The organism is Dyadobacter soli (assembly GCF_900101885.1).
Taxonomy (GTDB): Bacteria; Bacteroidota; Bacteroidia; order Cytophagales; family Spirosomataceae; genus Dyadobacter; species Dyadobacter soli.
On the sequence record NZ_FNAN01000022.1, the window covers coordinates 132,880 to 158,005 of the forward strand.

Annotated in this window: 19 protein-coding genes; 12 read left to right on the plus strand and 7 right to left on the minus strand. The window is 44.8% G+C overall.

What is annotated here, in order from left to right:
* Positions 1–9: 9 nt before the first annotated feature.
* Complete coding sequence (locus tag BLQ88_RS30340; protein WP_090156777.1) at positions 10–3,930, minus strand: cache domain-containing protein; 3,921 nt, start codon at positions 3,928–3,930, stop codon at positions 10–12.
* A 175-nt stretch (positions 3,931–4,105) separates the two neighbouring features.
* Here BLQ88_RS30340 and BLQ88_RS30345 point away from each other — a divergent pair, with 175 nt between their 5' ends.
* Entirely contained in the window at positions 4,106–6,058 is a 1,953-nt protein-coding gene (locus BLQ88_RS30345; protein ID WP_090156778.1) for a tetratricopeptide repeat-containing sensor histidine kinase, read from the plus strand.
* Between the two features lie 11 nt (positions 6,059–6,069).
* Here BLQ88_RS30345 and BLQ88_RS30350 read toward each other — a convergent pair whose 3' ends face one another.
* Positions 6,070–6,450 carry a hypothetical protein gene (locus BLQ88_RS30350; RefSeq protein WP_090156779.1) on the minus strand — a complete coding sequence of 127 codons (381 nt, stop codon included), beginning with the start codon at positions 6,448–6,450 and terminating at the stop codon, positions 6,070–6,072.
* A 29-nt stretch (positions 6,451–6,479) separates the two neighbouring features.
* Positions 6,480–6,899 (minus strand): response regulator transcription factor, encoded by a 420-nt coding sequence (locus tag BLQ88_RS30355; protein WP_090156780.1) that lies wholly within the window; start codon positions 6,897–6,899, stop codon positions 6,480–6,482.
* Between the two features lie 479 nt (positions 6,900–7,378).
* Between BLQ88_RS30355 and BLQ88_RS30360 the strand changes: the two genes are divergently transcribed.
* Together BLQ88_RS30360 and BLQ88_RS30365 are read left to right on the plus strand one after the other, a co-directional pair.
* The gene (locus tag BLQ88_RS30360) at positions 7,379–8,020 is read left to right on the plus strand and encodes a response regulator (protein ID WP_090156781.1); all 642 of its coding nucleotides are present in this window, start codon (positions 7,379–7,381) and stop codon (positions 8,018–8,020) included.
* 28 nt (positions 8,021–8,048) lie between these two features.
* A complete protein-coding gene (locus BLQ88_RS30365) occupies positions 8,049–8,363 on the plus strand; it encodes a hypothetical protein (protein WP_090156782.1) in 315 nt (104 codons plus the stop codon).
* Between the two features lie 15 nt (positions 8,364–8,378).
* Here the strand turns inward: BLQ88_RS30365 and BLQ88_RS30370 are convergent, their stop codons facing one another.
* The gene (locus BLQ88_RS30370) at positions 8,379–10,253 is read right to left on the minus strand and encodes a tetratricopeptide repeat-containing sensor histidine kinase (RefSeq protein ID WP_090156799.1); all 1,875 of its coding nucleotides are present in this window, start codon (positions 10,251–10,253) and stop codon (positions 8,379–8,381) included.
* Positions 10,254–10,602: 349 nt separating this feature from the next.
* On the opposite strand from BLQ88_RS30370, the gene BLQ88_RS30375 reads away from it, so the two are divergent.
* From BLQ88_RS30375 to BLQ88_RS30415, 9 genes are all read left to right on the plus strand, one after another.
* A complete protein-coding gene (locus tag BLQ88_RS30375) occupies positions 10,603–12,012 on the plus strand; it encodes a Dyp-type peroxidase (protein WP_090156783.1) in 1,410 nt (469 codons plus the stop codon).
* A 51-nt stretch (positions 12,013–12,063) separates the two neighbouring features.
* A complete protein-coding gene (locus BLQ88_RS37075; RefSeq protein WP_218132971.1) occupies positions 12,064–12,390 on the plus strand; it encodes a hypothetical protein in 327 nt (108 codons plus the stop codon).
* Positions 12,391–12,454: 64 nt separating this feature from the next.
* A complete protein-coding gene (locus BLQ88_RS30385; RefSeq protein WP_090156785.1) occupies positions 12,455–12,826 on the plus strand; it encodes a hypothetical protein in 372 nt (123 codons plus the stop codon).
* Positions 12,808–14,148, plus strand: coding sequence for a hypothetical protein (locus tag BLQ88_RS30390; protein ID WP_090156786.1), 1,341 nt, complete (start codon positions 12,808–12,810; stop codon positions 14,146–14,148). The genes BLQ88_RS30385 and BLQ88_RS30390 overlap by 19 nt, the downstream gene beginning before the upstream one ends.
* A gap of 95 nt (positions 14,149–14,243) precedes the next feature.
* The gene (locus tag BLQ88_RS30395; protein WP_090156787.1) at positions 14,244–15,674 is read left to right on the plus strand and encodes a hypothetical protein; all 1,431 of its coding nucleotides are present in this window, start codon (positions 14,244–14,246) and stop codon (positions 15,672–15,674) included.
* A 5-nt stretch (positions 15,675–15,679) separates the two neighbouring features.
* Positions 15,680–16,957 carry an amidohydrolase family protein gene (locus tag BLQ88_RS30400; protein ID WP_090156788.1) on the plus strand — a complete coding sequence of 426 codons (1,278 nt, stop codon included), beginning with the start codon at positions 15,680–15,682 and terminating at the stop codon, positions 16,955–16,957.
* A 419-nt stretch (positions 16,958–17,376) separates the two neighbouring features.
* Positions 17,377–18,774 carry a peroxidase family protein gene (locus BLQ88_RS30405; protein ID WP_218132972.1) on the plus strand — a complete coding sequence of 466 codons (1,398 nt, stop codon included), beginning with the start codon at positions 17,377–17,379 and terminating at the stop codon, positions 18,772–18,774.
* Between the two features lie 27 nt (positions 18,775–18,801).
* Positions 18,802–21,147, plus strand: coding sequence for a hypothetical protein (locus tag BLQ88_RS30410; protein WP_090156790.1), 2,346 nt, complete (start codon positions 18,802–18,804; stop codon positions 21,145–21,147).
* A 19-nt stretch (positions 21,148–21,166) separates the two neighbouring features.
* Positions 21,167–22,165 carry an NAD(P)/FAD-dependent oxidoreductase gene (locus tag BLQ88_RS30415; RefSeq protein WP_176885161.1) on the plus strand — a complete coding sequence of 333 codons (999 nt, stop codon included), beginning with the start codon at positions 21,167–21,169 and terminating at the stop codon, positions 22,163–22,165.
* A gap of 45 nt (positions 22,166–22,210) precedes the next feature.
* Here BLQ88_RS30415 and BLQ88_RS30420 read toward each other — a convergent pair whose 3' ends face one another.
* From BLQ88_RS30420 to BLQ88_RS30430, 3 genes are all read right to left on the minus strand, one after another.
* Positions 22,211–23,401, minus strand: a complete 1,191-nt coding sequence (locus BLQ88_RS30420) for a hypothetical protein (RefSeq protein WP_090156792.1) — start codon at positions 23,399–23,401, stop codon at positions 22,211–22,213.
* Positions 23,398–24,516, minus strand: coding sequence for a hypothetical protein (locus BLQ88_RS30425; RefSeq protein ID WP_090156793.1), 1,119 nt, complete (start codon positions 24,514–24,516; stop codon positions 23,398–23,400). Before BLQ88_RS30425 ends, BLQ88_RS30420 begins: the two co-directional genes overlap by 4 nt.
* A 310-nt stretch (positions 24,517–24,826) precedes the next feature.
* Positions 24,827–25,126, minus strand: a 300-nt coding sequence (locus tag BLQ88_RS30430; protein WP_143016966.1) for an integrase core domain-containing protein, incomplete at its 5' end; no start/stop codon positions are given.

Sequence of the window (25,126 nt, forward strand, 5' to 3'; positions counted from 1 at the left end):
AATGGCTGATCAGTTGCTTTTCGGTGTCTTTTCGAACATGGCAAAGAATTTCAAAGCGGCAGGAACGGAAATGGTAAGTACCGACAGGTATTTCAGGAGGGTCTCATAAGCTTCTTGCTGGGACGCGAAGAGAAATGTAAATATGGCTACAATTAAAATTGTCAGGGGAATCCTGAGGCTATTCCATGTGCCGTTGTCTCTTATTTGACTCCGGATTTTCAATACCTCACTGGTACCGATTGCGGTAAGGATAAAGTGACGAAATCCGGTGTTGAAAATACTCAACCTGCCATCGTCCTGTCGGATAAGCCCTTTACGGATCAGCAGTGTCAGATTGTAATCGTCGTACGGATTGACCAATCCGTCTTCTGCCAGGTCATACAATATAAACTTCTCCTCCTTGGTGAGCGACTGCCAGAGACTCATGTAATAATAGTGTGCGGTTATCTCCATTTTAAAGGCCAGCGAATCACCGTTGAGATTTTCCGGCTGTTTTCCGGGCAATTTTTTCAAAGTCGCGCGTGTCGGATTTAGCATGTCATTCAGGAATTTACTAAACCGCATTTCCGAAGTGAGGCTTTTCTCCCAGGCTGGGATTGAAATTCTGCTTAGTTTGTTGGTATCGATGAGCCCTTTGACGATAATCCTGAAATGACTAAGCAATACGTGCCACCTTTCCAGATCGTGTTCGGGCAATCTTTCTCCCGCTGGCTTTTTGCTTTCGAGTTGATTCAGCGATTCGAGAAAAGTAACCGGATGTACCGTTGAAATGATGATGATTTTGCAATCGGTTCTTTGGTTTATGCTTTCCAGGAAATTTAGTTTTATCCTGTTCGTATTGACATTATGAAGGTCATATTCGAAGTGGTTTACAATTATCAACTTATGACGATCGTTCGCCGCATTGGCGCGGATTCCCAACCAATCTTTGTCAGTTTTTGCGTCGGCTTCATTGTCCGGGATCATCAGCATATCTGCAATGTAGGCACTCGCGGGTGAGAGAAAATTCCCTTTGAGAATCAGCATTTGGTTGTTCAATCCTCTGATCCGACCATTATTAATGTCCTGCTCAATCCGTTCGAGAATGCATGAACCCCATGGGCCGATCATGAATAGGCTGGCATTCAGTTTGTTGTCCCAAAGTAGTTGCTGGTCTATGCTATCCCATCCGGTTTGCTTTGGCAGATTGAGCGCGAACAATTTCCTTATAACCCGATGCAGCAGGAAGACAAATAAAATTACCGCCCCGACGAAAATGCACCAGTAGGAAAATCCCTTCCAGTCAAATGCATTATTTCTAAGGATACCAGGCAGTCGGTAATTCACAGATGCGGTTGCCAAACGCACGGGAGCAGCACCTTCTTCCGGAAAAGTGGTTGAAGTAATACCGCCCTCGTATAGTGTATAGCCGAGTCCTTTTTGAGCCCCTGCGTATTGTATTGCATGATCATAATGGATAAAACCGCTGAATTTTTCAAGCAACCATTTTGCGGGTACTTCGATTTGGGATTTATGCATGCCCGAATAATCTGAATCGGTTATCCAGACTCCGTCGTAAAACAGATTGACACCTTTCATGAACGGCGTAGTAATGCGGCGTTTTACGAATTCATCGTGGAATTGCCTGTGGCGGTAAGCGCCGATCAACGAGGATTCATAATTGTATGCAGAAATAAAAAAGAAAGCTACGGGTAAGGCACTCATGATGACAAGACGAGTAGATACCATCGCTGTAAAACAGTGGCTCAAATGTGTACGCCTTGCTATCAGGATCAATAGCCGCCTTTGCCTGAACTGGGAAATAAGCTTTGTATAAACTACAAAAAAGGCACCCGTAATTAATCCGAAATACAGGAAGTAGTAAAAACTCGTATTCGCGATTGCGGCAACCGTGATGAGCGCTGCGATACCCCAGAGCGTCTGTACCGCTTTCTTTTTTTGCAGTAATTTATCGTTTTCTGTTTTGAAGTAGCTCTTTTTATATTGGCTATTCAAGAATATAGAACTGGCTGTTGCAGCAAGAAGCAGAATAAAAACGGACTGCATGAAGGGGGCAATACGGTAAAACAGGAGTAGCAAAAGTATGATGAAACAATTGAAGCCGAAAACGATCAAATACCGTGGCCTGAATCTCATACTGGGCCCAAGCCATGTAATATCGAAATAATGCTTTTTGAGAAAGCTCGGCCGTTGATAAAGCAGGTAGATGACGAGAAAATGTACAACGAGGAAAATAAAGAAGAGGAGCAACAGTGTGAAAGTGAATACGAAAACTTTTGTGTCCCGTACGGAAGCGAAGCCGGTATCGTCAAAAATAACCATGAAATAGGGCAGGTCTCTAAACGGGGATATGTACACGTCAGAGGGATTCCCGCTGTATTTGGCGCGCATTGAAACATCTTCACTTCCGGAGAGCGCTTCACGAAGCAAAGTAGCATCTGCAAACTCTTCGATAAGGTTTTCGTTTAGGTTTTTAAAGGGATTAGAGTGGTATAGTACGTTTCCTGCACGATCGATTATTGCGAAAGTAAAACCTGCCGGCAACAGGGGGTTAGTTACGCTTTTGGGGTTGAATGCGATTGCCGCGTAAGAAGCCGAATTTTTGGACGGGACGGATGTAGATACCACAGTTACGAAGCTTCCGGTTGTCCAGGAGACGACTTGTTCAAGGCCAAAACAAGGAAGTTTCGGGTTTTTCAGGCAATAGGGGCGGTTTTCGGCCAACTGCTTGTAGTAGCTGCGGTCGGCATAATTTCCCAATGGAGTATTTTTTCTTTTGTTGCGGTTGTACAGTTCCTTGCCAGAACGGTCGAGCCAAAAAACTTCCGCCGCATCCAACGCAGCTAAAATCCGCGGTATCGAATCAAATGCGGGCGTGACCAAACCCGCATTGGCCACCAGGGAATCAATTTTGGAAAGCCCGTTCAACGCCTTAACGATATCCGATTCGAACGCAGTTTTCAGGCCATTCGCCAGATTCCTGCTGCTAATTTTTTGCGAGCCGTCCTCCGGCCGCATCGGGGCATTGTAATTCAAGAACGCGAATGTCAGAAAAGCAATCAGGAGAAGTGCTGAGACAAATGCGAAAAGCCCGTCAAACACGGTTAATCTATCCTGATTACCAATATGGTATAGCTTTATCCATGGAAGTGTGAGAATAACAGCGAGCACAGCAACGAGCATTGATACCACAACATTTTCGGGCAGTCCGGTTTTTAAATGCTGGTATTTTTGCTTTTGTAATAGCCCCGCCACGATCACCGAATGACTTGGTCCCAGCTTAACTTTTTGCAGGAACATTTTATAATCGGTACTTCCCAGACGGATGTTGCGGACGGATTTTTCCTGGAATGGCGTGCAAGCTTTTTGTAGTGAATCTTCACAAAGTTCGATGATCCCGGATGAAAATGTCTGATAAATGATTTTACCTCCATCTGCGATGATCAGATAATCGTCAAATGCTTCCTTTGAAAGTAAGGGCTCGATAAATGCCGGAAGCTTATAGCTCATGTTGATACATAAACCGAAGTTTTGAAAACCTATTTCCACTGTTTCGCCATTAGATATAATATACCTCACGCTGTCACGCTTTGCGGAATCTGGCTCGATTGGAGATAGTTTAAAGTTGTTTTTTGGGAGTGAATCGATGTAGATATTGACGCTATCAGAGTTCTTATTAAGCGCGTGTGCAGCGAGGAGTTGGCTCATCAGGTTGACCGAGTTGTCAATTTTCTTGTTGATGTTTCGATCGATATTCTGGATCGCCCGGAAACGCATCGCCTCCACGTTCCGCTGATTGGAAGGAATGTAGACAAATGAGTAGAGCGCTCCTGTGACAAGTATAAAAATGATTGTCACCAATATGATGATCTGCTTTCGATCAAATGAGAAAAAACTCGATAGCGAAAATGGTGTTGTTTCCCGATCCATTTTTGTTAAAGTTTAGGAGGATTAGCAAAAAGCGTGTAAACGCATAGCTCAAAGTTCGGGACATTCTGATCTATGCTAAATCCTTGACTAATACGATATTGTATCCTAAAATTTAAGGATATTGATTCTTTGTAAATAGGGGTATCCTGGGTAAGTTTGCTTAAAGCCTCCTCCTATGAAAAAACTGCTACTGATTTTACCGCTTTTGTTGCGCATATGTTATGCCCAGCTCCCGGCCATTGATAGTTTGAAGCAAGAACTAATGGTTGTGAAGCGACAGCCTAAGGGGTTCGCCACGGACACGCTCCAATGTAACATCTTGACTGCTGTCATGAAGGCCTATGTGGATGTGGATATAGATTCCGCTTCGCATTATAACCAACAGCTGATGGCACTCAGCGAAAAACCGGGATTGGAAAAGCACTTACTTTATGCCTATCAGTATGCGGGCTATCTTTATCAGGTGCGGGGGGATTATCATCAAAGTATACGTTTTCATTATAAGGCGTTGCCTGTTGCCGAAAAACTAGGGGAATACACACGAATGGCGGCTTCGTATGGCTGGCTCGCTCACGCGTATACAAGTCTCAAAGAATTCGATAAGGCCGCGAAATTTTGCGAACAGGGGCTTTCCCTCTTGCGCAAACACCCCGATTCTTATGTACAGGCATCTATACTTAATGTCCAGGGGGCGATTTACCGGCAGCAAGGGAAATTGAAACAGGCGCTTAAAGTAAATATGGAACTTTATGAGCTCGCGCGTAAGGATGGTCATATGTGGTATGAGGCGCAGGGATTGCATGCAATCGGCTGGGTTTACAAGGAAATGAATGACATGCCGCAGGCACTGGAATATTTCGGAAATGCACTTGCGTTGGCGCGCAAAACAAGAAGTGTAGATTTGGAGGGAAGTATCCTACTCAACATCAGTAACCTGTATTTCAGACAAAGCAAATGGAAAGAGTCTCTTGCCTACTGCAATATCGCCCTGGAAACGGCCCGGCGCGTAGGTAACAGCAGTATAGAAGCGGAAGCTTTTGAGACGTTGTATAAAATATTCAAACAAATAAAAAGGCCAGCCGAGGCGCTTCGCTCGTACGAAAGTTTTGTTCAATTGAAGGATAGCCTGTCGAAAGAGAAAACCGATCATCGGATCGAGTCATTAAAGGCACAATATGACAATGTTCAGAAAACCAGTGAACTGCAAAAGAAGCAGGTGGAGCTGTTGGATAATCAACGAACCCGCAACGGGTTGTTTATTGGAATCGTTTCTGTGCTGGTCATAGCCTCCGTGCTTTTTTGGAATAACAGCAGGTTACAGGCAAAAAACGAGCTGATAAACGGACAAAAGGCGTTGTTGGAGATTGCACGGGAAGAGCTTGCCGACGTGAACAAAACACTTGAAACACGTGTGGAAGAACGAACGGAAGAGCTGCTTGTAGCAAACCTTGAGCTGTTGAGGAAAAACAACGAAATCAAAGAGGCGCTTTTTAAAGGGCAAACTATTGAACGCAAGCGGGTGGCAATTGAATTGCACGACAATCTCAGCAGTTTACTCAGCGCCGTCAATATGACAATGCAGCATATCGATCCCAAAAATTTATCCGAGTCCGAGCAGTCGGTTTACGAAAACGTCAGATACCTGGTCCGTAATGCGTATGCCGAGGTCCGTAACATCTCTCATAATATCCTTCCTCCTGAATTGGAAAAGGACGGCCTCGTCATGACGCTGGCCTCCTTGGTCGGGAAATTGAACCAAAATTCGCCGTTGCAATTCTCCCTGATGATTTCAGACCTGGATGATCGGCTCCCTGTCGAGATCGAATTTAACGTTTACAGTATCGTGTTTGAACTGATAAACAACGTCATCAAACATGCCCAGGCTTCGGTAGTGACGATCAGTCTGCGCCGGACAGATTCGGGTGTCGACATCGCCGTAACCGACGACGGGATTGGCATGGCGAAAAGCCAGGAAAAAAGGGGAGTAGGGCTGCAAAATATTCAGACCCGGCTGGAATCACTTGGCGGAACATTTACCAATAGTGCTCCTATCGGAAAGGGAACCAGGGTGGCCATTGAAATTCCCATTGAAACGATCAGCTTCAATGGGAATCCGTTAAACTCCTGAAAGGCCTTGCGTTACGGCTTTGGCGGGCCGGTAGGGTTCATGTTCGGCATATTCTCCAGAGTAGGTATCAGCGCATTGTCCCAGGTGAGCTTCGGGTCGATGATGTCCCAAAGTGGCTGGTAACGGTTAAAATCCTCCTCATTGAATTGCGCCAACAGCTCGATGTAAAGAAAGAAGATCGGTGGATTCAATGGTGGAGAAGGGATTTGCGGATCCTCGGGGTCGTCCGGAACTATCCCGAGTGTGGTACCGGGAATAGCAAAGAAGATGGGTTCGGTACCGGGGAAAGGGATCCCGTCCTGGCCACATATGGAGAGGGTAAGGCGGCCGTCCGGCGCAATGCCCATTTTGGCAGGGCCTTTTAAAAAAACGTACTTTACTGTTTCTGACATGGTTTGAATTGTAGTTAAAAATGAGAGGATTATTTAATTGGATCATTCGCGAGCAGTGTCAGTACTTCCGGACTGTAAAACTTATTGCCGGAGACAATCATGTTCATAGCCGTTTCAAGTTCACCACGATCTGCATTCTTCAAAAGGTAACCGTCCACTCCGGCATGCATTGCCTCCTTAATGGTCTCTATCTGATCAGAAGCCGTCAGCAGACAGATCTTAACGGTTGGGAAAAGCTCCTTCAATCGTAATGTCAGTTCTATGCCATCCATGACCGGCATTTGCAAATCGGAAACAACCAAATCGATAGTAGGATCTGATTCCAATGCATCCAATACCTGCTGACCATTGGTGTGTTGTGATATGATTTCTACTCCTCCAAAACTAGATACCAGGCCTGCCAGGCTTCCCAACAATGTCATGTTGTCGTCGGCTATAAGAATGCGCATATGATGATTGGTACTGGCAATTAATTCAGCCTGAAATTCGAAATCCGGCCAGGCGTCTACATGTCAGCATGGTTTAGTTGGATGTTAATTACAGTTATCGCTATTGATATTCATATTTGTTAATCGAACAATGGGCACTATATATTCATCAGGCTAGCTGAACCCCTCTTTCTCCGTGAACATTACAAAGGTGTGCAATTAACTGGCTGGCTAAAATCCCCGGTTCTTACGATTTTGTATCCTATAATTTTAGGATTGAAAGGTGCACGAACGCCTTACTGGTCGACAATGATTGTCGTCTGTAAATTATTTGTTAAAAATCACCGCTGGCGTGATATAGCATGGAGAGATTCGGAGAGAAATATGCTTTATTTGTTGAAAACCCACTATTTATTAAAACCGGTATTTCGAAGCTTATTTTGATGAGCTTCCTGATATGCCATTCATAAGGTTGTAATATTTAATCCCTCAAAGCACCCATGCGAATTTTAATAGCCGAAGATCACAGAATTGTGCTCGACAGTCTCTACCTGCTTTTGTCAAGCATGAAAGGAGTGGAAGTTGTGTCCAAGCATACAAACGGGCGGCAGGTATTGACGGCCCTGGAAGTAGAACCGGGCATCGACCTGGTTGTTTCCGACCTGCAAATGCCGATCATGGGCGGTATTGAATTGACCCTCAAAATGAGAGAGCGTTTTCCCCACGTAAAAATATGTTTGCTCACGGTAGCCGACCAACCCGATGCAATCAAGGAAGCCATTCGTGCAGGAGCTGATGGATATGTCCTTAAAAGTGCTGACCGCGATGAACTGGAAACTTCGATCAATATGATTATGAACGGCACCCGATTTTACAGCGAGAAAGTGCTTATGACACTCGCAAATGAAGCCACCCTCGACTTCGCCATGGAAGTCGATAAGCCGCAGCAAATATCCATTACAAAACGGGAGCTGGAAGTGTTGAAACTGATCGCCCAGGAATACTCCGGAACGCAAATCGCTGAGAAGTTATTTATTGGGCCCACCACTGTTGAAACGCACCGTAAACATCTTATGCAAAAGCTTGGAGTACAGTCTACTATCGGACTGGTTAAATATGCATTGAAGTTTCATATCATATAACCATTGTTCACTTTAACCCTACTCGATTATGGCGAAGTACAGGTACCTAACTTTGAATTGTGAAGCACAAGTCAATAAGCAGCCCAATGGAATGATCGAAGTCGTGATCCTGGATCCGAGTGTGAATCCGTTAAAGAAGGCGCTACGCTTTGAAGATCCTCTTGACAGCTTAGTAGAAACTCCGGGATCTAACGTAATCCAAATGGTCGCTGCATTCAACGAAGAATGGTTCAACCATCACACAACCGTGGACAAATTCGAATTCCGCGACGCTGACACGGGGCTACCTATTACGAAGTTTTCTCAACTCAAACCCCCTGGTATGGATCCTGTAAGGCCTTAATTGTGAAGTCCAAGCCTATCCATTTTTCAAGCCGACTTTGTTCCCATTGACGTGAACTGCTTCAATGGGAATTTTTATATCCATGCGTGTGCCCCCGTTATCTCCCGGACCCGCATCTAAATATCCTCCAAGAGATTCAAGGCGGGTATAGATGTTTTGCAATCCCACGCCTTGCTTTTGTTCGTGCTGCCCAAGCCCGATTCCATTATCAGTTACCGAAAGATCGACTCCCGCATCCGTACGGGTCAATTGAATGGCAACAAAATCCGCCTCGGCATGTTTGACAACATTATTAACCAGCTCGAACGCGATACTATACAGGTTATACTCAATCTCGGGAGGAAGGCGTTCATTCAGACCGGCAATATTCAATGAAAATTCGAGCGGCAGGTTTTGATTCAGCCGGTCGATGAGTTTTTTAAGCGCTACCGGAAGCCCTTCCTTTTCCAGTTCAGCCGGAAGTATATTGTGCGAAATGTTACGCACTTCGGCATAAGCGTTTTGGATAAGGTGTTTCACATTCTGATACACAGATTGCTCCGGCGCGGTGAGACTTTGCGGGTTGAGGGATTGCACACTCATATTCACGGCACTTAGCAAGCCACTCAGGTTGTCGTGCAGTTCCAGGGCCACCCGCTTGCGTTCAATCGTTTGCCCTTTAAAAAGTGCGGCCTTTATTTCAGCGTTTTTTCTTTCGAGTTCACGGTTCTTGCCTTGAAGCCTCCTATTGTGCCACACCAGCAAGCAGGCGATCAGCACGATGACCGAAAGTCCGTAAAAAAGCAGATTCCGACTCTGGGCCAGGCGTTGGTTTTCGTTTGTTTTCGCCATTAGTTGAACCTGCTGGGCAAGCAGGTTCGTTTTTCGGGCATTTTCATATTGCTCCTGCATCGCCTCGATCCGCTGTTCATTTTTCTCCCTTAGTAAACTGTCTTTTAGAGACACGTATCGCTCAAAGGCCAGAAGTGATTGTGCCGGCATTTTGAGTTTGCTGTAAATAGCATACAATTTTTCGTACGACTCGGTCTCGATGCCCGTATTCTTCACGCTAATAGCCATTCTCCGGGCTTTATCGATATAGAATGAAGCCTGTTTCCATTTGCCCTGCCGCATATAAATGTCCCCGATGTTGATCAGGATATTGCCTTCAAGTTCGACACTACCCGTTTTTTGGGCTATTCCGAGTGCATTCTTGTGATATTGTATGGCCATGGGTATGTCACCCAATTCTTTATAGACCAATCCGATCGCATGTAGGCCATGTGACTCATACCACCGATCATAGGGTTTAACTCTGGCAAGATGATACATCGCCGTATTGACTTTCAGCGCATCATCCAATCGGCGCATTTTGCGATAAACCACTCCCTGGACATTCAACAATGATAACCGCTCCCAGTAAGACATGGAATCGGGGAGGGTATTCAGGACTCTCAATCCGAGTTCGCAGCTACTCAATGCTCTGCTGTTCTGATTAAGGCGACTATAAGCGTGCGCGAGACCTCCGTATGCCGCTGCCACCGACTTGTATTCTTTCAGTTTTTCAGCAAGAGACAATGCCTTATAATAGAAGCGGATACTTTGATAGAATTCACTTTTGATCTGGTACAAAACCCCTGTGTACTGGTGGGCATAAATCATCTCCTTTTCCAAGCCCCTTTCATCACAATGCTTTATAACAAGGTCGCGGTAATAAAAGGCGGAATCGACATTGGTATCGGCATAAAACCTCATCATGTCTTTGAGTATGCGAAACTGAACCGTATCCCTGCTATACCCGGCGGGCAAGGAATGAACTCTTACCAATTCTGCTTTCAGATCATGCAATCTCGACGGCTGAGAAAACGCCGGAGGAGCAAGCAAAGCAAGCAGAAGTAGCAGTTTTTTCATGAAAGGAAGGTTTTTTACTAAGTTACGGAATCTTCTTTCCATTTCGCCGGGGAATATCCTCTAATTATAGGATAAAAAATCGCTATAAACAGGTATTTCTCTGAGCCTTATTCTTGGAGACCTTTGAAGTAGTTGAAGCCGTTTGTCGAGCAGACTTATCCAAATGGTGCTAGCGAAAGGTTATCGCTATTATAAACAGATTATCATCGTTGGCAGGCAGTTTGCAAAGGATGAAACCCCATCGTACAGGCATGGTGGTTCAGTCGGTTTTTGCGCTGTCGATTAAAGAACACCTGGGAGGCCGAAAACAGGATCAAGAGTAGGCTAGTTTTATAACCTTTTAAAGAAAATGTCAACCAGAATTCCATCAACTGACCCTATTTTAGACAATATCCAGGCAAATATCTTAAAAGGTCATGGAAGAGATTTTGCTCATCATCTTTTCTTTCAATTCAAAACAAATACTTCTGCGAAAGCCAAGGACTGGATAGGTTCCTTTGCTTGGACTACGGCTAAGAAGCAACTACTTGGAACAGAATTATTTAAGGCTGGTAAAATTACTGACGGAGGACCTGTTTTTACTTTATCACTATCATCTACCGGATATGACAAACTGGGATTGGCGTCTTCGAAACCTTTCGGCGGTAGCTTTGCCAACGGAATGAAAGCAAGTGCAGGGCTACTCGGGGACGATATTTCAATATGGGATGAAGGATTTAAAGATTCGGTAGATATGATGATCCTCGTCGCTGACGACGACAGTAAGAAAGTAAAAGCTCTGGCTGATGATATCGTTGCGCAGGTGACGGTATTTGCCCGGCTGCTCGTAAATCAAAGAGGGAATGTGTTGAAAATGAAAGGTGGGAGCGGTATCGAACATTTTGGTTACGCCGATGGAATAAGCCAGCCGCTCTTTTTGGAAGAAGATGTCGCAAATCAACCTAGTACTGTTGAATGGAATGACGAAACAGATACGGCCCGTTTGCTGGTAGCTGATTTCGAATCTGATCCAAATTGTTTTGGCAGCTTCCTGGTATTTAGAAAACTGGAACAAAATGTGAAGGCCTTTAAAGATGCGGAGGGCGATAATCCCCCGATTCCTACTGTTCTCCCTGTGGTACAGGACGTTGATGGAAAACCTAATTCAGAATTGGCTGGGGCAATGCTTGTTGGAAGATTTGAAAATGGTACCCCGACGGTTAAGAGCAGTATCGAATTAAACCCGAATCCGTTTAGTGTAACAAACGATTTCGACTACCGCGACGATTTGCCTGCTCTGAAATGCCCGTTTCACTCGCACATAAGGTTGATGAATCCAAGAAACGGAGATACGGACGCTGGTGACGTATCTGAGCAACGAATTACGAGACGTGGAATGCCGTATGACGATGTCAAAAGAATTCCGGAAGATAGGATTACCACCATTTCCGATGACCTATTAGACGGTTCTCAACCGGAAAAAGGCGTGGGTTTATTATTCATGTGTTATCAGAATAATATTGAATTGCAGTTCGAAATCATACAAGGTTTTTGGGCAAATCTCGGTCAAATCAAAACACATATTATTGGGGCAGAGGATAGCTTAATTGGTCAGGGAGCAAACCCGCCGAAAACCCTGCCGAAGCAATGGGGACAACCTGCACAATCCAGTTCATTCTCTTTTCATGGATTTGTGAAGAATAGGGGAGGGGAGTATTTCTTTACGCCTAGTATATGCTTCTTACGGAAACTCCGGACTGATCAAAATTTGGCTCAGTAATATTTGATTAATCAATATCAAAGTAATCCATAATTATTAAATCCAAAAAACATGAGCAGAGAAATTTCATATCCGATAACAAAGCACTGCCTGGTAATGATGAATGGAGGATTTGGCTGGATCCAATTGCGAACAGGAAATAAAGACGCGGGGTATATTTATTTCGAATCGGATCCAAACGACAAGAAAGACCGATTCGGAGGACCAGATGACCACCCTTACATTGTTACGCATCTGCCAATGAGTATGTGGAATGCAGTCCTAACCACGCTCAGATCCGAACAAGGAATATGTATACGAGGCTTCGACAGTGGCGACGGAAACGTCAGTGCCTTTTTATACACTTCCGGCGATGGATCATTCTTTGAAGGCGGGTAAGTTAATGTAGATACTAATTAGTTGTCTCCGAATATAGAAAGTGTAACCGTAAACCTCATTAACTATGCCACGTGTAAAAGTTACCTACGAGCTCACAATCGCGGACGGATTCATTGACATCATTAGTGTCATTTTCGATGATACCGCTGTTGTAGATTTAGAAAATGAGAAAGTAAGCCCTCCGCCTCCAAATTATAAAAGTAAGGGTCAGTCTGACTACCAGATATTCCCGGACAATCAGTTCGCAAATATCAAGGTAGTTGCAGGAGGTACGCCCGGTTTTAGGTGGTCCATGAGGGTTACTTTCACTATTTTAAATGCAAGTTTACAGCCAGTTGGACAACCATTTTCACCAGACACTACCATTGAGGGTGTAGCAGATCAGAACGGAAATGCCAATTTTAATAAATCAGTTTTATGGAAAAAACTGCCATGAACAGACTAACGATATCAATCCTCATTTTCAGTCTGAGCCAGTCGTGGTTGCATGCCCAGGTACTGGTTCAGGACGCGCAGGGCAAGACTTCGATCATGTATCATGGCAATGCGGTGAACTTCGATATACTGCAAGCCAGGGCATCATTTTCCTACAATTCATTTTCGAATGAGCGGTACAAAAATAAGGACAGGAAGTTTTTTTGGGGAACGAGAGTCTCTGCGAGTAGTAAGAATGGAGTGTCCGGTATTATCAACCAGGGTAACATTGTTCCCGAAGGGGAGTTTAGTATTACACTAGGTATCACGAAGAACTACGGTGAGAATAATGAAAATATACAGTATATAACTGCTGTTAAAAAGCTAGAAAGAGATGTGCGAAAAAACGGAAAGATAAAAGAGGCCTTTCAGAAGCAATTGGAGGATTTCGGAAAAATCGATCCTGACATAGCTGCGAATGCGGCATTGCAGGCGAGTATTGATGGATTGATCAGCGGTGAACCTTATGAATTACTAGTTCAAAAGATACGTGCACTTGGTGCGGCGAATGCTGCGTTAAATGGCAACATAACAATCCTGGCCAATAGTATCGAAAAACAGATAGAGGATTTTAATAGAGAGACTCAATTTACACGAAAGGAAATAAACGTTCAGTGGGATCAAATAGAAAGGTCCTGGTGGAAAAACAGGGGATTGATCTATGCTATTTTCGGAGGAACTGGTAGTGAATTCGTGCATCAACAGAATCCAAGTAGCCTGATTTATGACGAACGATTTAAAAAAGTTAATTTTCAGGGCTTGAAGGCGGGTGTTGGCTATAACTATCAATTAGGGGCGTCGCATATCTTCGGAGGGAACATTATAATTCAAAAATCGAATACATTTTCTGGATTAGACAGCGAGGAATTTACTTTTACAAATTCTACGGCTCTAAGTTCCGGAAAAATTGATGTGCAAGACGTATTTGTAGCTTATTCTGGTAAATATGATACTTACACGGAACTTCCCATTAACGTTGATTATGCGACATTTATTACCGGATTCTCTGACGAGAAAAGCGTATTATCCTTAAATGCCTACACTCGCCACAAAATTTCTTTCAACCCAAGCATTTTCCCTACTACCACAAACATTGGAGGAGGAGCCTATTTTTTCAAAAATGATGGTGCATTCCTTGGTGGCATTTATTTCGAACTCGCGGACCTGGCCAATAATATCGAAAAAAGGCAAGAGAATCCCATTCTGAAACCTTTTTACAATCGACTGTCCGTAGGAATTACAACCAAATTTACACTCAATTCCATCATTGCATACTTGCCATAGGTTCGGCCTATCCGACCTAAGTTTCTATCGGAATGAATATTCCTTGTTACTCGCATTTGACGAATCCATAGTTTTTAATTAAATGCAAAATCCCCATGACCCTCCCCGACATCCCCATCCTCTCTACCGCTATTGCCATCGTAATCAGCTGGGCGCTTTATGCATTGTTTTGTAGCTACTTTCTCGAAGCTTGGGTGCAGATCAAAGCGGAGCGGGGCAGGTTTATGAAGAGCTACATGTATCAGCAGTTAATGGACAACATTAACGGAATAAATTGGGCCGATATGATTTATTCTCACGGGACGATTGATTTGCTTAGCCGCGATCCGAAGAAGCCTTCCAATGATATATCGCCAAAGCTTTTTGCGGAAACACTCGTTGAAGTGGTTGGGGGCTCGCATTTGGTGCAGAGCCGAATCAGGACATATGAGGGACCGACCGTGGCTTACGATTCACCTCTCCTGAGAAATTTTAAATATGGCACACTTCTGCTCAATACCAGTGATTTGGTATCACTTTTCAGACAGGCCATGAATTACGCGGAATTAAAGGCGAAGAAAGATGCCGTAGGAAAGAGTAATGAAGAGGAGGTGCACGATTATCTCGCTGGCTATTTCGAAAATTGGTTTACCGAATTTAGTCAGCGGCTTACCTTGTGGTATAAAAAGCGGACGCGTGAAAGGCTTTTTTTTCTGGGAGCCGTGATGGCTGTTTTAATTAATGTAGACAGTCTTCAATTGTTCTCTTTTTATGAAAATAATCCGAAGGCAGCGGCGGCGGTAATCCGTTTTTACAAAGAACACCCGAAGCTTGCAAGCGACTCTCTCTCCCTCAACGAGATAAAAGCAAGTAAAGAAAAGATTCCCGCGAGCAAGCCCGACCTGAAAATTCTGGATAGCCTGATTCGAATTTCTCAACTTCGTTGCGAAATTCAAATTGAGTTGATGATTTCGTTGAGGCAGGAAATTCGATCTCCCAACAGAATTTACCTTGACTCTATTCACAACACGATTGGTCGCTCTGGGTTGCCATGTAATGTGAAGTTGAAGTTGCAGCACGTGCTCCTGGATGCCAATAAAATCCCAGATCCAACGATGGTGCAATTGGTGAATAAAATTATTGACAGCAGTGCCAATAGAACTATCGTCGATTCGATGAAGCTGGCATTTGCGGATCAAATGGTGTCAAAATTGAAAAACAAGAACACGGAAATTGTTGATAATCTTGTGAGATTATCGGAAATGGTAGATGATGATAAGGATTATTTCGGCCATTTGCTAAAACTTAAATCCAACCCCGCGCAGAACATCCTGACAAATTCCTTAGATAGTCTGATCAGGGAAACTAAATTACCCGTCGGATTTCAATATAGCATTTTTAAAGATAAAACATTTGCACGTCAGGCGCGCTCGGATTGGTACATCGCCTTGATCAAAATTGCCGGCGTTCTGATCTCAGGTTTTGCAGCCAGTTTCGGCGCTCCATTCTGGTTTGACCTGCTTAAAAAGGCAACTTCTAAACCCTAGCAGCCATGCAATTCTACAATGTTCATAGCCATATTTTCAATATCAGGAATGCGCCCAGGAATTTTCTTAATCTTTTCCTTCCTGATTTTGCAGCATCAACAGTTGACCGTATTACGAACACAGATGCGGGATCGAATTTGTTCCAAATGCTATTGACGAGGTTCGGGGGTAATCTCGGTAAAAGATATGCGAGTTTTTTGCAGGTCGGTAAAAGCCGGAATCAGCGTGAGATTTTCGAGAGGCTCAGAAATCAGTATGACGACCCTCATTTAAAAATCGTGGCGCTCACGATGTATATGGAGAAGTGCGGCGCTGGTCCGTCAGAAACCGGGTACGAGGGGCAATTGGAGGGGGTTATTGAAGTGAAAAAGGAAAATCCTGACAATCTCCTCATCTTCCTGGGCATCGATCCCCGGTGGAAAGCTACGGGAAAAGAATTGAAGGAAACGGTAGAGCGTTATTTTGAGACGAAAGTCCAGGTTAGTACCGAACGTTCAGTGTATCCATTCGTCGGATTGAAAATATATCCAAGTCTTGGTTTTTACGCTTTTGATGAGAAATTAAAAGAGACGTTTGAATGGGCCGCGGAGAATGGCGTTCCTGTTTTGAGCCATTGCAGCTATCTGGGCGGGATCTATAATAACGACACCAGTTTTGTCAACGCGAGCTTAAATCCGCTGGATGTTTATGAAGGTAAGAGATACGCCGACACATTTGGAAACGGTACGCCGCCGCCGTCGCCCGATCAATCAATGAATGTATTTAAATGGATTTTCGGACAAAACGATAACCGCCGCAATTTGAATACGTGTTCTTACTTTCTTGAACCTGCGAGTTATCGGTCAATCCTTAAATACTTTTCAGATAAGGCAAGGCCGTTGAAGATTTGTTTGGCTCACTATGGTGGTGACGATCATGTTTTGGCTGAATCGAAAAGGGAATCTCCGGGTAAATTGTACGGTATGGTCCAGGAAAACTGGTGCGCGCAGATCAAAGATCTTATTAAGAAATATCCTGACAGTGTTTACACAGATATTGCATACACTGTCGGTAATGCGGCTACACACGACGCGTTTTTCAAAGATCTGCAAAATCCTCTATTTCAAAACCGCCTGATGTTCGGGACGGACTTCTTCATGACCGAACAAATCATTCCGGAAAAGGCAGATTATAATACTTTTAGAACAGCGGCACTGAATCAAGCCATTGGAAATGCCAATGCCTGGGAAATAATGGCTTCAAACAATGTAAGATCATTTTTAACCAGTAAATACTATCCCTGATTGGCTGGTAAAGTTGCATGCTGCTTACCCAGACCCACAAAGTGAATTCTGCGCCTTTTTCCAGCCACCTCTGATGCAGAGAAGCGGCATTGCTATATCAATACCAATTGTATACAGCAACCAACAGTTTCGGCCCTGATTCGAATGTGTACAAGATCGTGCCCGACCTTTCAAATTCATACCGGCAGGGTCCAGTTTCGACGACTGCATATCAAATGAATTTTTAATCATTTAAAAATTTAAGCATCATGAGCAATCCAGCACAAGACATCAAAGACCCGAACAAGAAGTCAACCGGGGTTCCTATTGGAAACGATGAGAAACGAATCACAAGAGGGCATGGATTTGGTACGCGTACGGAGGAATATCAGCCATTAGGGCAATTTGCCCAGACGGGGAAGTTCGGAAGGATGTTTCCTTTGTTAAAACCTCTGGTTCCACCCGCGGCGAGTCTCGAAGCACTGGGTGCGGCTATGATAGATGCTGTTACGGTTGATGGGTCGGAAAATCCCGTTGAGAACCCTGAGGGGGACAATCCGACACTTCCAGCCGCCTATACTTACTTTGGACAGTTCCTCGACCATGATATTACGTTAGACACCACCGCTCTTCAGGAAATACTCGTAGACCCATTGGCAGTAATGAACTTCCGGACGCCCATGCTGGACCTTGACTCGCTCTATGGTTCCGGACCGGTTGCCAATCCTTTTCTTTATCAAAGAGGTAATAACGACCGCTTCCTGATAGGTACGACAAGCAGTACGACGCCTGGTGGAGATGCGACCGTGCCCGTCAGCCTACCGCACGATCTCCCACGAAACTCAGAAGGTTTTGCATTGATAGGAGACCCGAGAAACGACGAGAACCTGGCCGTCGCACAATTGCATCTTGCATTTCTTAAATTCCATAATAAGGTTGTGGAAGGGCTCTTAGACGGATCGATTCCGAGAGAATCGCCGTTACGCAAGTCTACTTTTGAGGAAACACGGGATTTGGTGATCTGGCATTACCAATGGATAGTCCTGCATGATTTCCTCCCCCGGATCGTGGACCCGGTTCAACTGAACGACGTGCTTGTGAATGGCAGAAGGTTTTATAATGTCAATAACGGACAGCCATTCATTCCAGTGGAATTTTCCGTAGCTGCTTACCGGTTTGGCCATAGCATGGTTCGGGAAGCGTATAACTATAACCGTGTTTTTAAATTTGGATCTGTCACACCGGCAACATTGGATCTATTATTCCGGTTTAGCGGATTATCTACACGGAATCCTGATGGTAACGTACCGATCCCCAGCGACTGGATCATCGACTGGCGACGGTTTCTGGAAATAGACCCTCAAATACAACCGGAATTCAGCCGTGGGATTAATCCTCTGATCATACCCAGACTGCATAAGATTCAGGGAATGGGAAGTCTGGCTGTCAGAAACCTTAAACGTGGCAGCAGTATGGGGTTACCTCCCGGCCAGAGCGTCGCACGCCTTATGGGCTTCACGCCGCTCAGTCCCGCTCAAATAGCCACAGGCGCAGACGGAGCAGTAGCGGAGGCTCATGACTTGCATTTGGAAACGCCACTCTGGTATTACATTTTAAAGGAAGCTGAAATTCAGGGAAAAGGTGAACGCCTTGGAGAGGTTGGAAGCCGAATTGTCGCGGAAGTCCTCATCGGATTATTGGAGGCGGATTCCAGCTCCTTCCTGGCCCGCAAACCGGAATGGGTTCCGACATTGGGCCCTTCGGGATCGGGAACATTTACATTGGCAGATCTTGTCAAGTTTGTTAATGAAATAAATCCTATCGGGGATGCAGTTTGAAAAACCATACCAATAACTTTCTAACCGATGTCATCACTAAACCAACTTTCGCAAATCTGTCAGCGGCTCGCACCATTTGGCTGGGCGACCCTTTTAAAAAGGCATGGACTGGATATTCTGGCTCCGAATCTGGAAAATGAAATCTACAAGGATATCTCCGGTACGATCGATCGCAGTATTCCCGGGTTTGAAGATTTTATTTCATCCGGCCACCGGGCCATTGAACCCTACGTTCCCTGCAAAAGCCTTTTGCTCCATGCACTTTCGAGCCAAAATGTTCATCCGGGACCGGGGAATACTGTTGTGGAAGACAATGCGGCTTATCCAAGCATAGATGAGCTGGATGTATTGGAGAACTTTATTTTTTCGGTCAACCATGCCGCATCCGGGGCTCCGGTTCGGGACAAGGCCTTTTTTGAGACTAATTTCGGGCAGGCCGATCTGGTCTTCGCGATTTTCGCTTACCAGTACAGGACCGGTTCAAGAAGTGTAAATACACGTTATGCCGACTTCGTATATTCAAGGACGGGAATAGCCCGAACCGGAACGACCAGTTTCTGTTATGTCCCATCCCGAAGAACATTTTGGACAATCCCTGGGAATGACGACGACAAAATTCCTGTTTTGCCGGCACGGTATGGTGTGTATCTTGCCCAGAAAAGAAAGGCCAGGCAAACAGATGAAGTGGTGCACGTTTCCGGAAACACGCAGGGGAATTTGGATTATGTATTTCCAATACACAAAATTTTTCCCGGCCGGGAATGTGTATCGAACGTCGATATACCCCATTTCAAATATGCCGAGAACCATGTTTCCGAAAAGTTGAAAAGGGCGTTTTCGTTCGTGGATGCATCGGGTAACGCAGGATTTCAAACCAGTAAACCCCCTTTTTCAGTTAGTTCCAAGGCAGGAGATCAACTTGTCACGCTTCAAAATACGGGAGCTTCGTCCCTTGTAGTCCCTTTACATTCGGAGCGTCTGGTGCACATGGCACGTCAGGGGCAAAGAGTTGTAAGTTTCTCGGTTCCTCCGGCCGATCAAAACAACAGATTTTTTACGTCGTTCCAGATTTTAGCCGAAGGAAGGGTGAGAATGGCGCCTGAGTACCTGAACATTCGATTTGAATTAATGCCGAACAGTTCGATTGAAAACCTTTCGGACCAGTTCAGTAATGATGCAGGGTTTCTGCAAAAGATTGCAAACGGAGGCTACCAGGCTGTTCAATTTGCAGATCATACTTGCGACGGTTGCATTGTACCTGAGTTTGAAGGCGCCCCGCCCATAACGGATCGCATACTTGCTGCTTATTCACTTGTGACGGCACCTGACTTTTTCCCATTATGCGATCAGTTGGAAATTAACCAGTGGCTCGTCGACAACGGCCTCGTAGATCGTACGCATTTTGCCCAGGGAGGCCCGGAGCCGTTAAGTGAAAACAGAATTCCTGTAAATCCGCTGATCGAACACCCGTTGAAAGTACAGCCGGCATTTCCGCTGGCCGATAATTTGAGAACTACAACCGCGCTGGTTGGTATGTCGGTATTCCCGAGCTCGAATGCGAAAGTGACAGTGGCAAATCAGCAGGTTAGTTTTCTGACTGATGGTGCAAGCGGGGTTTTTGCCCCGGGGTGGGACGTGTCGCTCGTTGGGGACCCGAACGTTAATGTGCCGTTTTTTGGGTCCTTCGGTTTAGGGAGCCCGTTTCCGGAGGATTCCAAATTATGTGCTGCATTAAATTCGTTCTGGCCGGCGGTTGCACCGGATGCTTCACGGACCTTTCTCTTTGGATCAACATCTTTCCCCATGCTGGATTCCGAATTAGGTTATCATACGGGGCACCCGCTGGTACGGGCGGGCAAGGTTCAGCCAACGCTGGGTTGGGATGGAGAGCAGGGGCCATTTTTTGAAGGCGATTTTGCTTTTGTTAACCATACCAGCATCAACAGGTCGGATTATACTGCAAATGCTTTGAACGATGAAATATCCGTGAAAGAACTGAGTGCAGTGGATGCGAAAGAATGGATTCGGCGTATGACGGTTTTGAGGAATTGTATTTCCGTGCTTCCGCCTAAAACCGACATAGTCAGCGACGCAGGGAGTCAACCGCAAAATCCGCTAAAACTAATTGTAGTGGCCAAAGTCGAAGATTGGGCCAGAGAGCCGGGCAGGGCCGACCAGCGACTTTTTGGAGAAGGTTACCTGTTTCAGTTTGCCGCCACGAAAGGCGGAGCGAGACCGACGACCGAACGAAAACGTTTGCGGACAGCCGTCGCGAGGTCGTACACATGCCAGATTTCGGATACCTTCATTTTCTGGAAGGAAAATGCGGACGTAGCTTTCAATATGGAAAGAAGGGCAACGCTCCCGATTTAACTTAATCAGGCCACATTCCTTGCGAGTTTTAATACTAGGTGCGGGTCCGGCGGGAGCCTCCTGTGCAATTCAACTGCTCAATGCAGGAATTGAAGTTGTTGTACTGGATAAGCAAAGCTTTCCCAGATCCGCGCCTGGCGAGACGTTACACCCTGGTGTCGAGCCTCTTCTGGAAGCATTAGGCATAATGGAAGAAATTAGGAAGTATCCGTTTATAAGGCACAAGGGGATTGTCCGACAGTCTGCGGAAGGGCTGACGCTGGATCCCTACAACCACGATCATAACTGGGAAGGGTATCAGTTTTTCAGGGAAGCATTTGATAAAATCCTGCTGGAAAGGGCCATTGCGTACGGGGCTGAATTTCAGTCAGGAGTTGTATTAAAAAGTATTGAGTTTGACAGAAATAGTATAGCGAGTCTTTCAACAAATCTGGGGAGTTTCAAAGCAGATTTTTTTGTTGACGCCACCGGCAGAAGTGCCTCGTTGGCCAAAAAACTAGGGATTGGATATCTGGTGAAGTCAAAACCATTGTTTGTACACTACGGCTATGTTCAAACCGGTGGCTCAGACTTGTTCGACAGCCCGCAAATGATCTGGGATGAAGCCGGATGGACCTGGATTTCCCAGATTACCGAAAACCTGATCAGCTGGAACCGGCTTTCACCCTGCAATCCTAAAATCTCCAAAGGTTGGCTTCCCGCACAGATAGCGAACTTGAATTCAGCAGGTCCGCCCAAAGCGGCCGACGTTACCTGGCGTATCGCCAATAAAATTTCGGCCGAAAACTATTTTCTTCTCGGGGACGCCGCCTTTGTTCTGGACCCCGTATCCTCGAAAGGGGTGTTAAAAGCGATTATGAGCGGTATGATGTGCGGCCATTTGCTCGCGCAATTAAATCCGAGGACTTCCAATATCGACGACATACATCGCTATTATAACAATTGGGTAAATGAATGGTTTTTGAGAGACTTGCAGGTGTTGAGGAGTGTTTATGATGGAAGGGGGGTTGGGATCTAGGAATTCCCGGATGAAGGTGATGTTTTTTTGAGCGCCTTATTGAGACTAGCAGTGCTTAGAAACCATACTACAAAAGCAGCCTAAAAATATTGCCGAACCGCAATTTTCAAACCGATAGTATACAGCCTTGTAGCTAGCTTCCATGGTTCCTGTTCCGGTCTCCAGGCGTTTCAAATTGAGATAGCCAGTAGGCAATATTCTAAGGTCTGCCCGGCCGCTAATTCTGAACTTCGGGCCCATTGACAAATGAGGACCCCATGAAAACTTGTTAGCACCATGAGCACGGGAAGCAAGCAGAAAATGAAGACCAATGTCGGTAGAAAAGGCTGCTCTTTCTCTAAACGGGTTAAAACTGTAACCGGTCTCAAAACTCGAGTAGCGAAAGTCATAGCGTTGGCCCACAGCATCAGTGCTCAATCCGTCGCTCCAATTCGCAAAATGTCCTTGTGCTGAAAAACCCTGTTGAAGAAGCATATACGAGAGGTAGAAAGAGTTTCTGCTATCAATATCAAACCCTAGTTTCACAAAACCGCCATAGTTGAAAATACCGGCTTCATTTTGCTCTCTCTTGCTATATAATTCAACGTTTGGCTGGCGATTCATCACTTGCAGGATTCTTCCGCCCACGGCGGGCATAGCGCCTAGTTCGATGTAAAGAACCCTTGGTTGGTTGTAGGTTCTAAAGACATTACGAAGCTGTCTACGGGAGTAATAACTTCGGGTGTGGTGTTTTGGAGAGAGGATAGCTTGCGGATTTTCTGCAAATTCACCGCTGACCCATTTCTCGCCCACCGCTTTATCACGTGCTGATACCGCAGTCTTAATACTAGCCTTCGAAGCGAACTTGGGGTTATTATAGTAAGCCTGCAATGGTTTCGAGAACGAGGTGCCTACGATTTGCTCGTAGTAGGTAGATTTATTGGCATCCGGAATTCGAATCCAATCTTTAATATTTCTCTTGTTTAGAGCATCCCCGATTATAGGAATAAACTGAAACTCTTCAATACCATTCCTTTTTATTATCCGTATTAGTCTAGTCGTCATTTCACGACTAACTTCTCCGTTCATCATATAAGAGGTAGAATCATACGCTATTACCAATCCTGTCCTTACGCGATGACCAATTGAATAAATTATTTTATTGGATACTTCCGGAATCTTATAGTTGGTGATAAACTGCCTATATGCACAATTCATGACAAGCGAGCAAAACAGTAGGAGGGGTAGCCTTTTCATATGTCAAAGCCTTTTAGTTTTATGTTATAGCTGTAACCAAACTGGAACTGTGCGAAAAACGTATTTCGATCTCTCTGCTGAACGAAGTACCTGGCTCTGAAAAAAAACTGCCCGTCTCTATTGCTAGTTGGCATCGCTCGTATGTAGCATTCTACCATATGAGAATTACGGGCGTATGGTTCTGTAACTCTGCTGGTAAGATTCGATTTGGCATAACTGGCAATGGGCTTAAAATTATTGTTGCTAAAAAGTACAGTACGGTTAAGCTGAAAAGATAAAACAAAACCGATTCGCTTTTCAGATAACAATTCCACCGAAATTTTGGGATATATTGTAGAAGAGTGCCCACTTAACGATATAGAATCTCTCCGGACCGACGGATCGGCTACATTTAATGGACGTTGGGCAAGAGGAGTATGCCCGTAGACTGCTCCGATATCAAAATAGGAAGTCATTTTCCCATCAGGCCAATCGAATAGAAAGAGATTGAGTTCTCCCCCTAGGGCGAAGTTTTGGTATCGGCGAATATCGAGAGACGTCGCATAGTATGGTGAAATTACCTGATTGTCTCTTACTACATCTTCGTTGCGCAATTCGAGGACTCGCTTATCCTTTTCAATTTTATTAAGTGATCCAAAAGCATTGAAATAGGTAAGCCATCCGATATCTGAACGTGAGTTACGAACTTGAATTCGAGAGGTTTTTATATTAAACCTCCTTGATATTTCAAATTGTATTAACCCATTTGGTTTATTGGGGTCTATTCCTTCGAAGTCTGTATAAACTTTTGTGTCAAAAAGATTTTTGAACGTATCCCGCTGTAAACTCATGAATCCATCTGATGGCTTGAAATCATTGATGGTTGTGTCTGCGGGACAGTAGTCACGTGTATAATTTTCAAGAAAATTCTCGTAGTTGGCGAAAACATCGCTTAGGTAAACGAATTTATCGGGTGACAAGCGAGCAAACAACTTTGTCCTGGTAAACCGCATGAAATTCTTCACGGAAGAAAATCCGATGGCATGTATATTTTCATAAATGGAAATATTGCCGGTTGCGTCCGGAATAAACACCTGAATCCGCTCGATGTAGCCACGTTCTATTTGAATGTGCAACTTAGAAATCTGAAATATGCCCGCTGCAATTAGTTTTTTATTTTCCTCTTTGGCCCGTCTTCGTAAGAGCGCTAGTTCAGCATCTAAAAGTATTTTCTGAGATGTGAGAGCTTCGCCACGGGATTCGAAGCTTTCAAGCGTGTCCTTTAAACCGTCTGAATTCGTAAGCTCCTTACGAGCTGCCTCGGCTTTTGAAAGTTTGTCCTGGATTAATTTTAACTCTGCCTGTCTTTCTTCCTTTTTATCAATATTAATATTTCGTACTCTATCAGTTGTAGTGTAGCCTTACCTAAAATAGGACAATGAGATATCAGACTTTTTTGTTTTCTATTGTCTTCGCAAACACGGCTGGTGCCATTCCTGCAAGGGCTTGATGCGGGTGTAGCCGATTGTAATTATCCATCCATTCATCTGATAAAATACGAACTTGTTCAAGTGATTCAAACAAATAGGCATCTAACACGTCTTCGCGATAGGTGCGGTTTAGCCTTTCAACGTAACCATTTTGCATCGGTTTTCCGGGTTGAATGTAATGGATCGCGATGCCTTTGCTCTCGCACCATTGCCTGAATTTGTCAGCCAGAAATTCTGGTCCGTTGTCAACCCGGAT

Coding starts and splice junctions, on each gene's coding strand:
- BLQ88_RS30395 (WP_090156787.1), top strand. CDS start 14,244: ATGACCCTCCCCGACATCCCCATCCTCTCTACCGCTATTGCCATCGTA.
- BLQ88_RS30345 (WP_090156778.1), top strand. CDS start 4,106: ATGAAAAAACTGCTACTGATTTTACCGCTTTTGTTGCGCATATGTTAT.
- BLQ88_RS30375 (WP_090156783.1), top strand. CDS start 10,603: ATGTCAACCAGAATTCCATCAACTGACCCTATTTTAGACAATATCCAG.
- BLQ88_RS30355 (WP_090156780.1), bottom strand. CDS start 6,899: ATGCGCATTCTTATAGCCGACGACAACATGACATTGTTGGGAAGCCTG.
- BLQ88_RS30350 (WP_090156779.1), bottom strand. CDS start 6,450: ATGTCAGAAACAGTAAAGTACGTTTTTTTAAAAGGCCCTGCCAAAATG.
- BLQ88_RS30365 (WP_090156782.1), top strand. CDS start 8,049: ATGGCGAAGTACAGGTACCTAACTTTGAATTGTGAAGCACAAGTCAAT.
- BLQ88_RS30340 (WP_090156777.1), bottom strand. CDS start 3,930: ATGGATCGGGAAACAACACCATTTTCGCTATCGAGTTTTTTCTCATTT.
- BLQ88_RS30360 (WP_090156781.1), top strand. CDS start 7,379: ATGCGAATTTTAATAGCCGAAGATCACAGAATTGTGCTCGACAGTCTC.
- BLQ88_RS30410 (WP_090156790.1), top strand. CDS start 18,802: ATGTCATCACTAAACCAACTTTCGCAAATCTGTCAGCGGCTCGCACCA.
- BLQ88_RS30420 (WP_090156792.1), bottom strand. CDS start 23,401: ATGAAAAGGCTACCCCTCCTACTGTTTTGCTCGCTTGTCATGAATTGT.
- BLQ88_RS30370 (WP_090156799.1), bottom strand. CDS start 10,253: ATGAAAAAACTGCTACTTCTGCTTGCTTTGCTTGCTCCTCCGGCGTTT.
- BLQ88_RS37075 (WP_218132971.1), top strand. CDS start 12,064: ATGAGCAGAGAAATTTCATATCCGATAACAAAGCACTGCCTGGTAATG.
- BLQ88_RS30385 (WP_090156785.1), top strand. CDS start 12,455: ATGCCACGTGTAAAAGTTACCTACGAGCTCACAATCGCGGACGGATTC.
- BLQ88_RS30400 (WP_090156788.1), top strand. CDS start 15,680: ATGCAATTCTACAATGTTCATAGCCATATTTTCAATATCAGGAATGCG.
- BLQ88_RS30390 (WP_090156786.1), top strand. CDS start 12,808: ATGGAAAAAACTGCCATGAACAGACTAACGATATCAATCCTCATTTTC.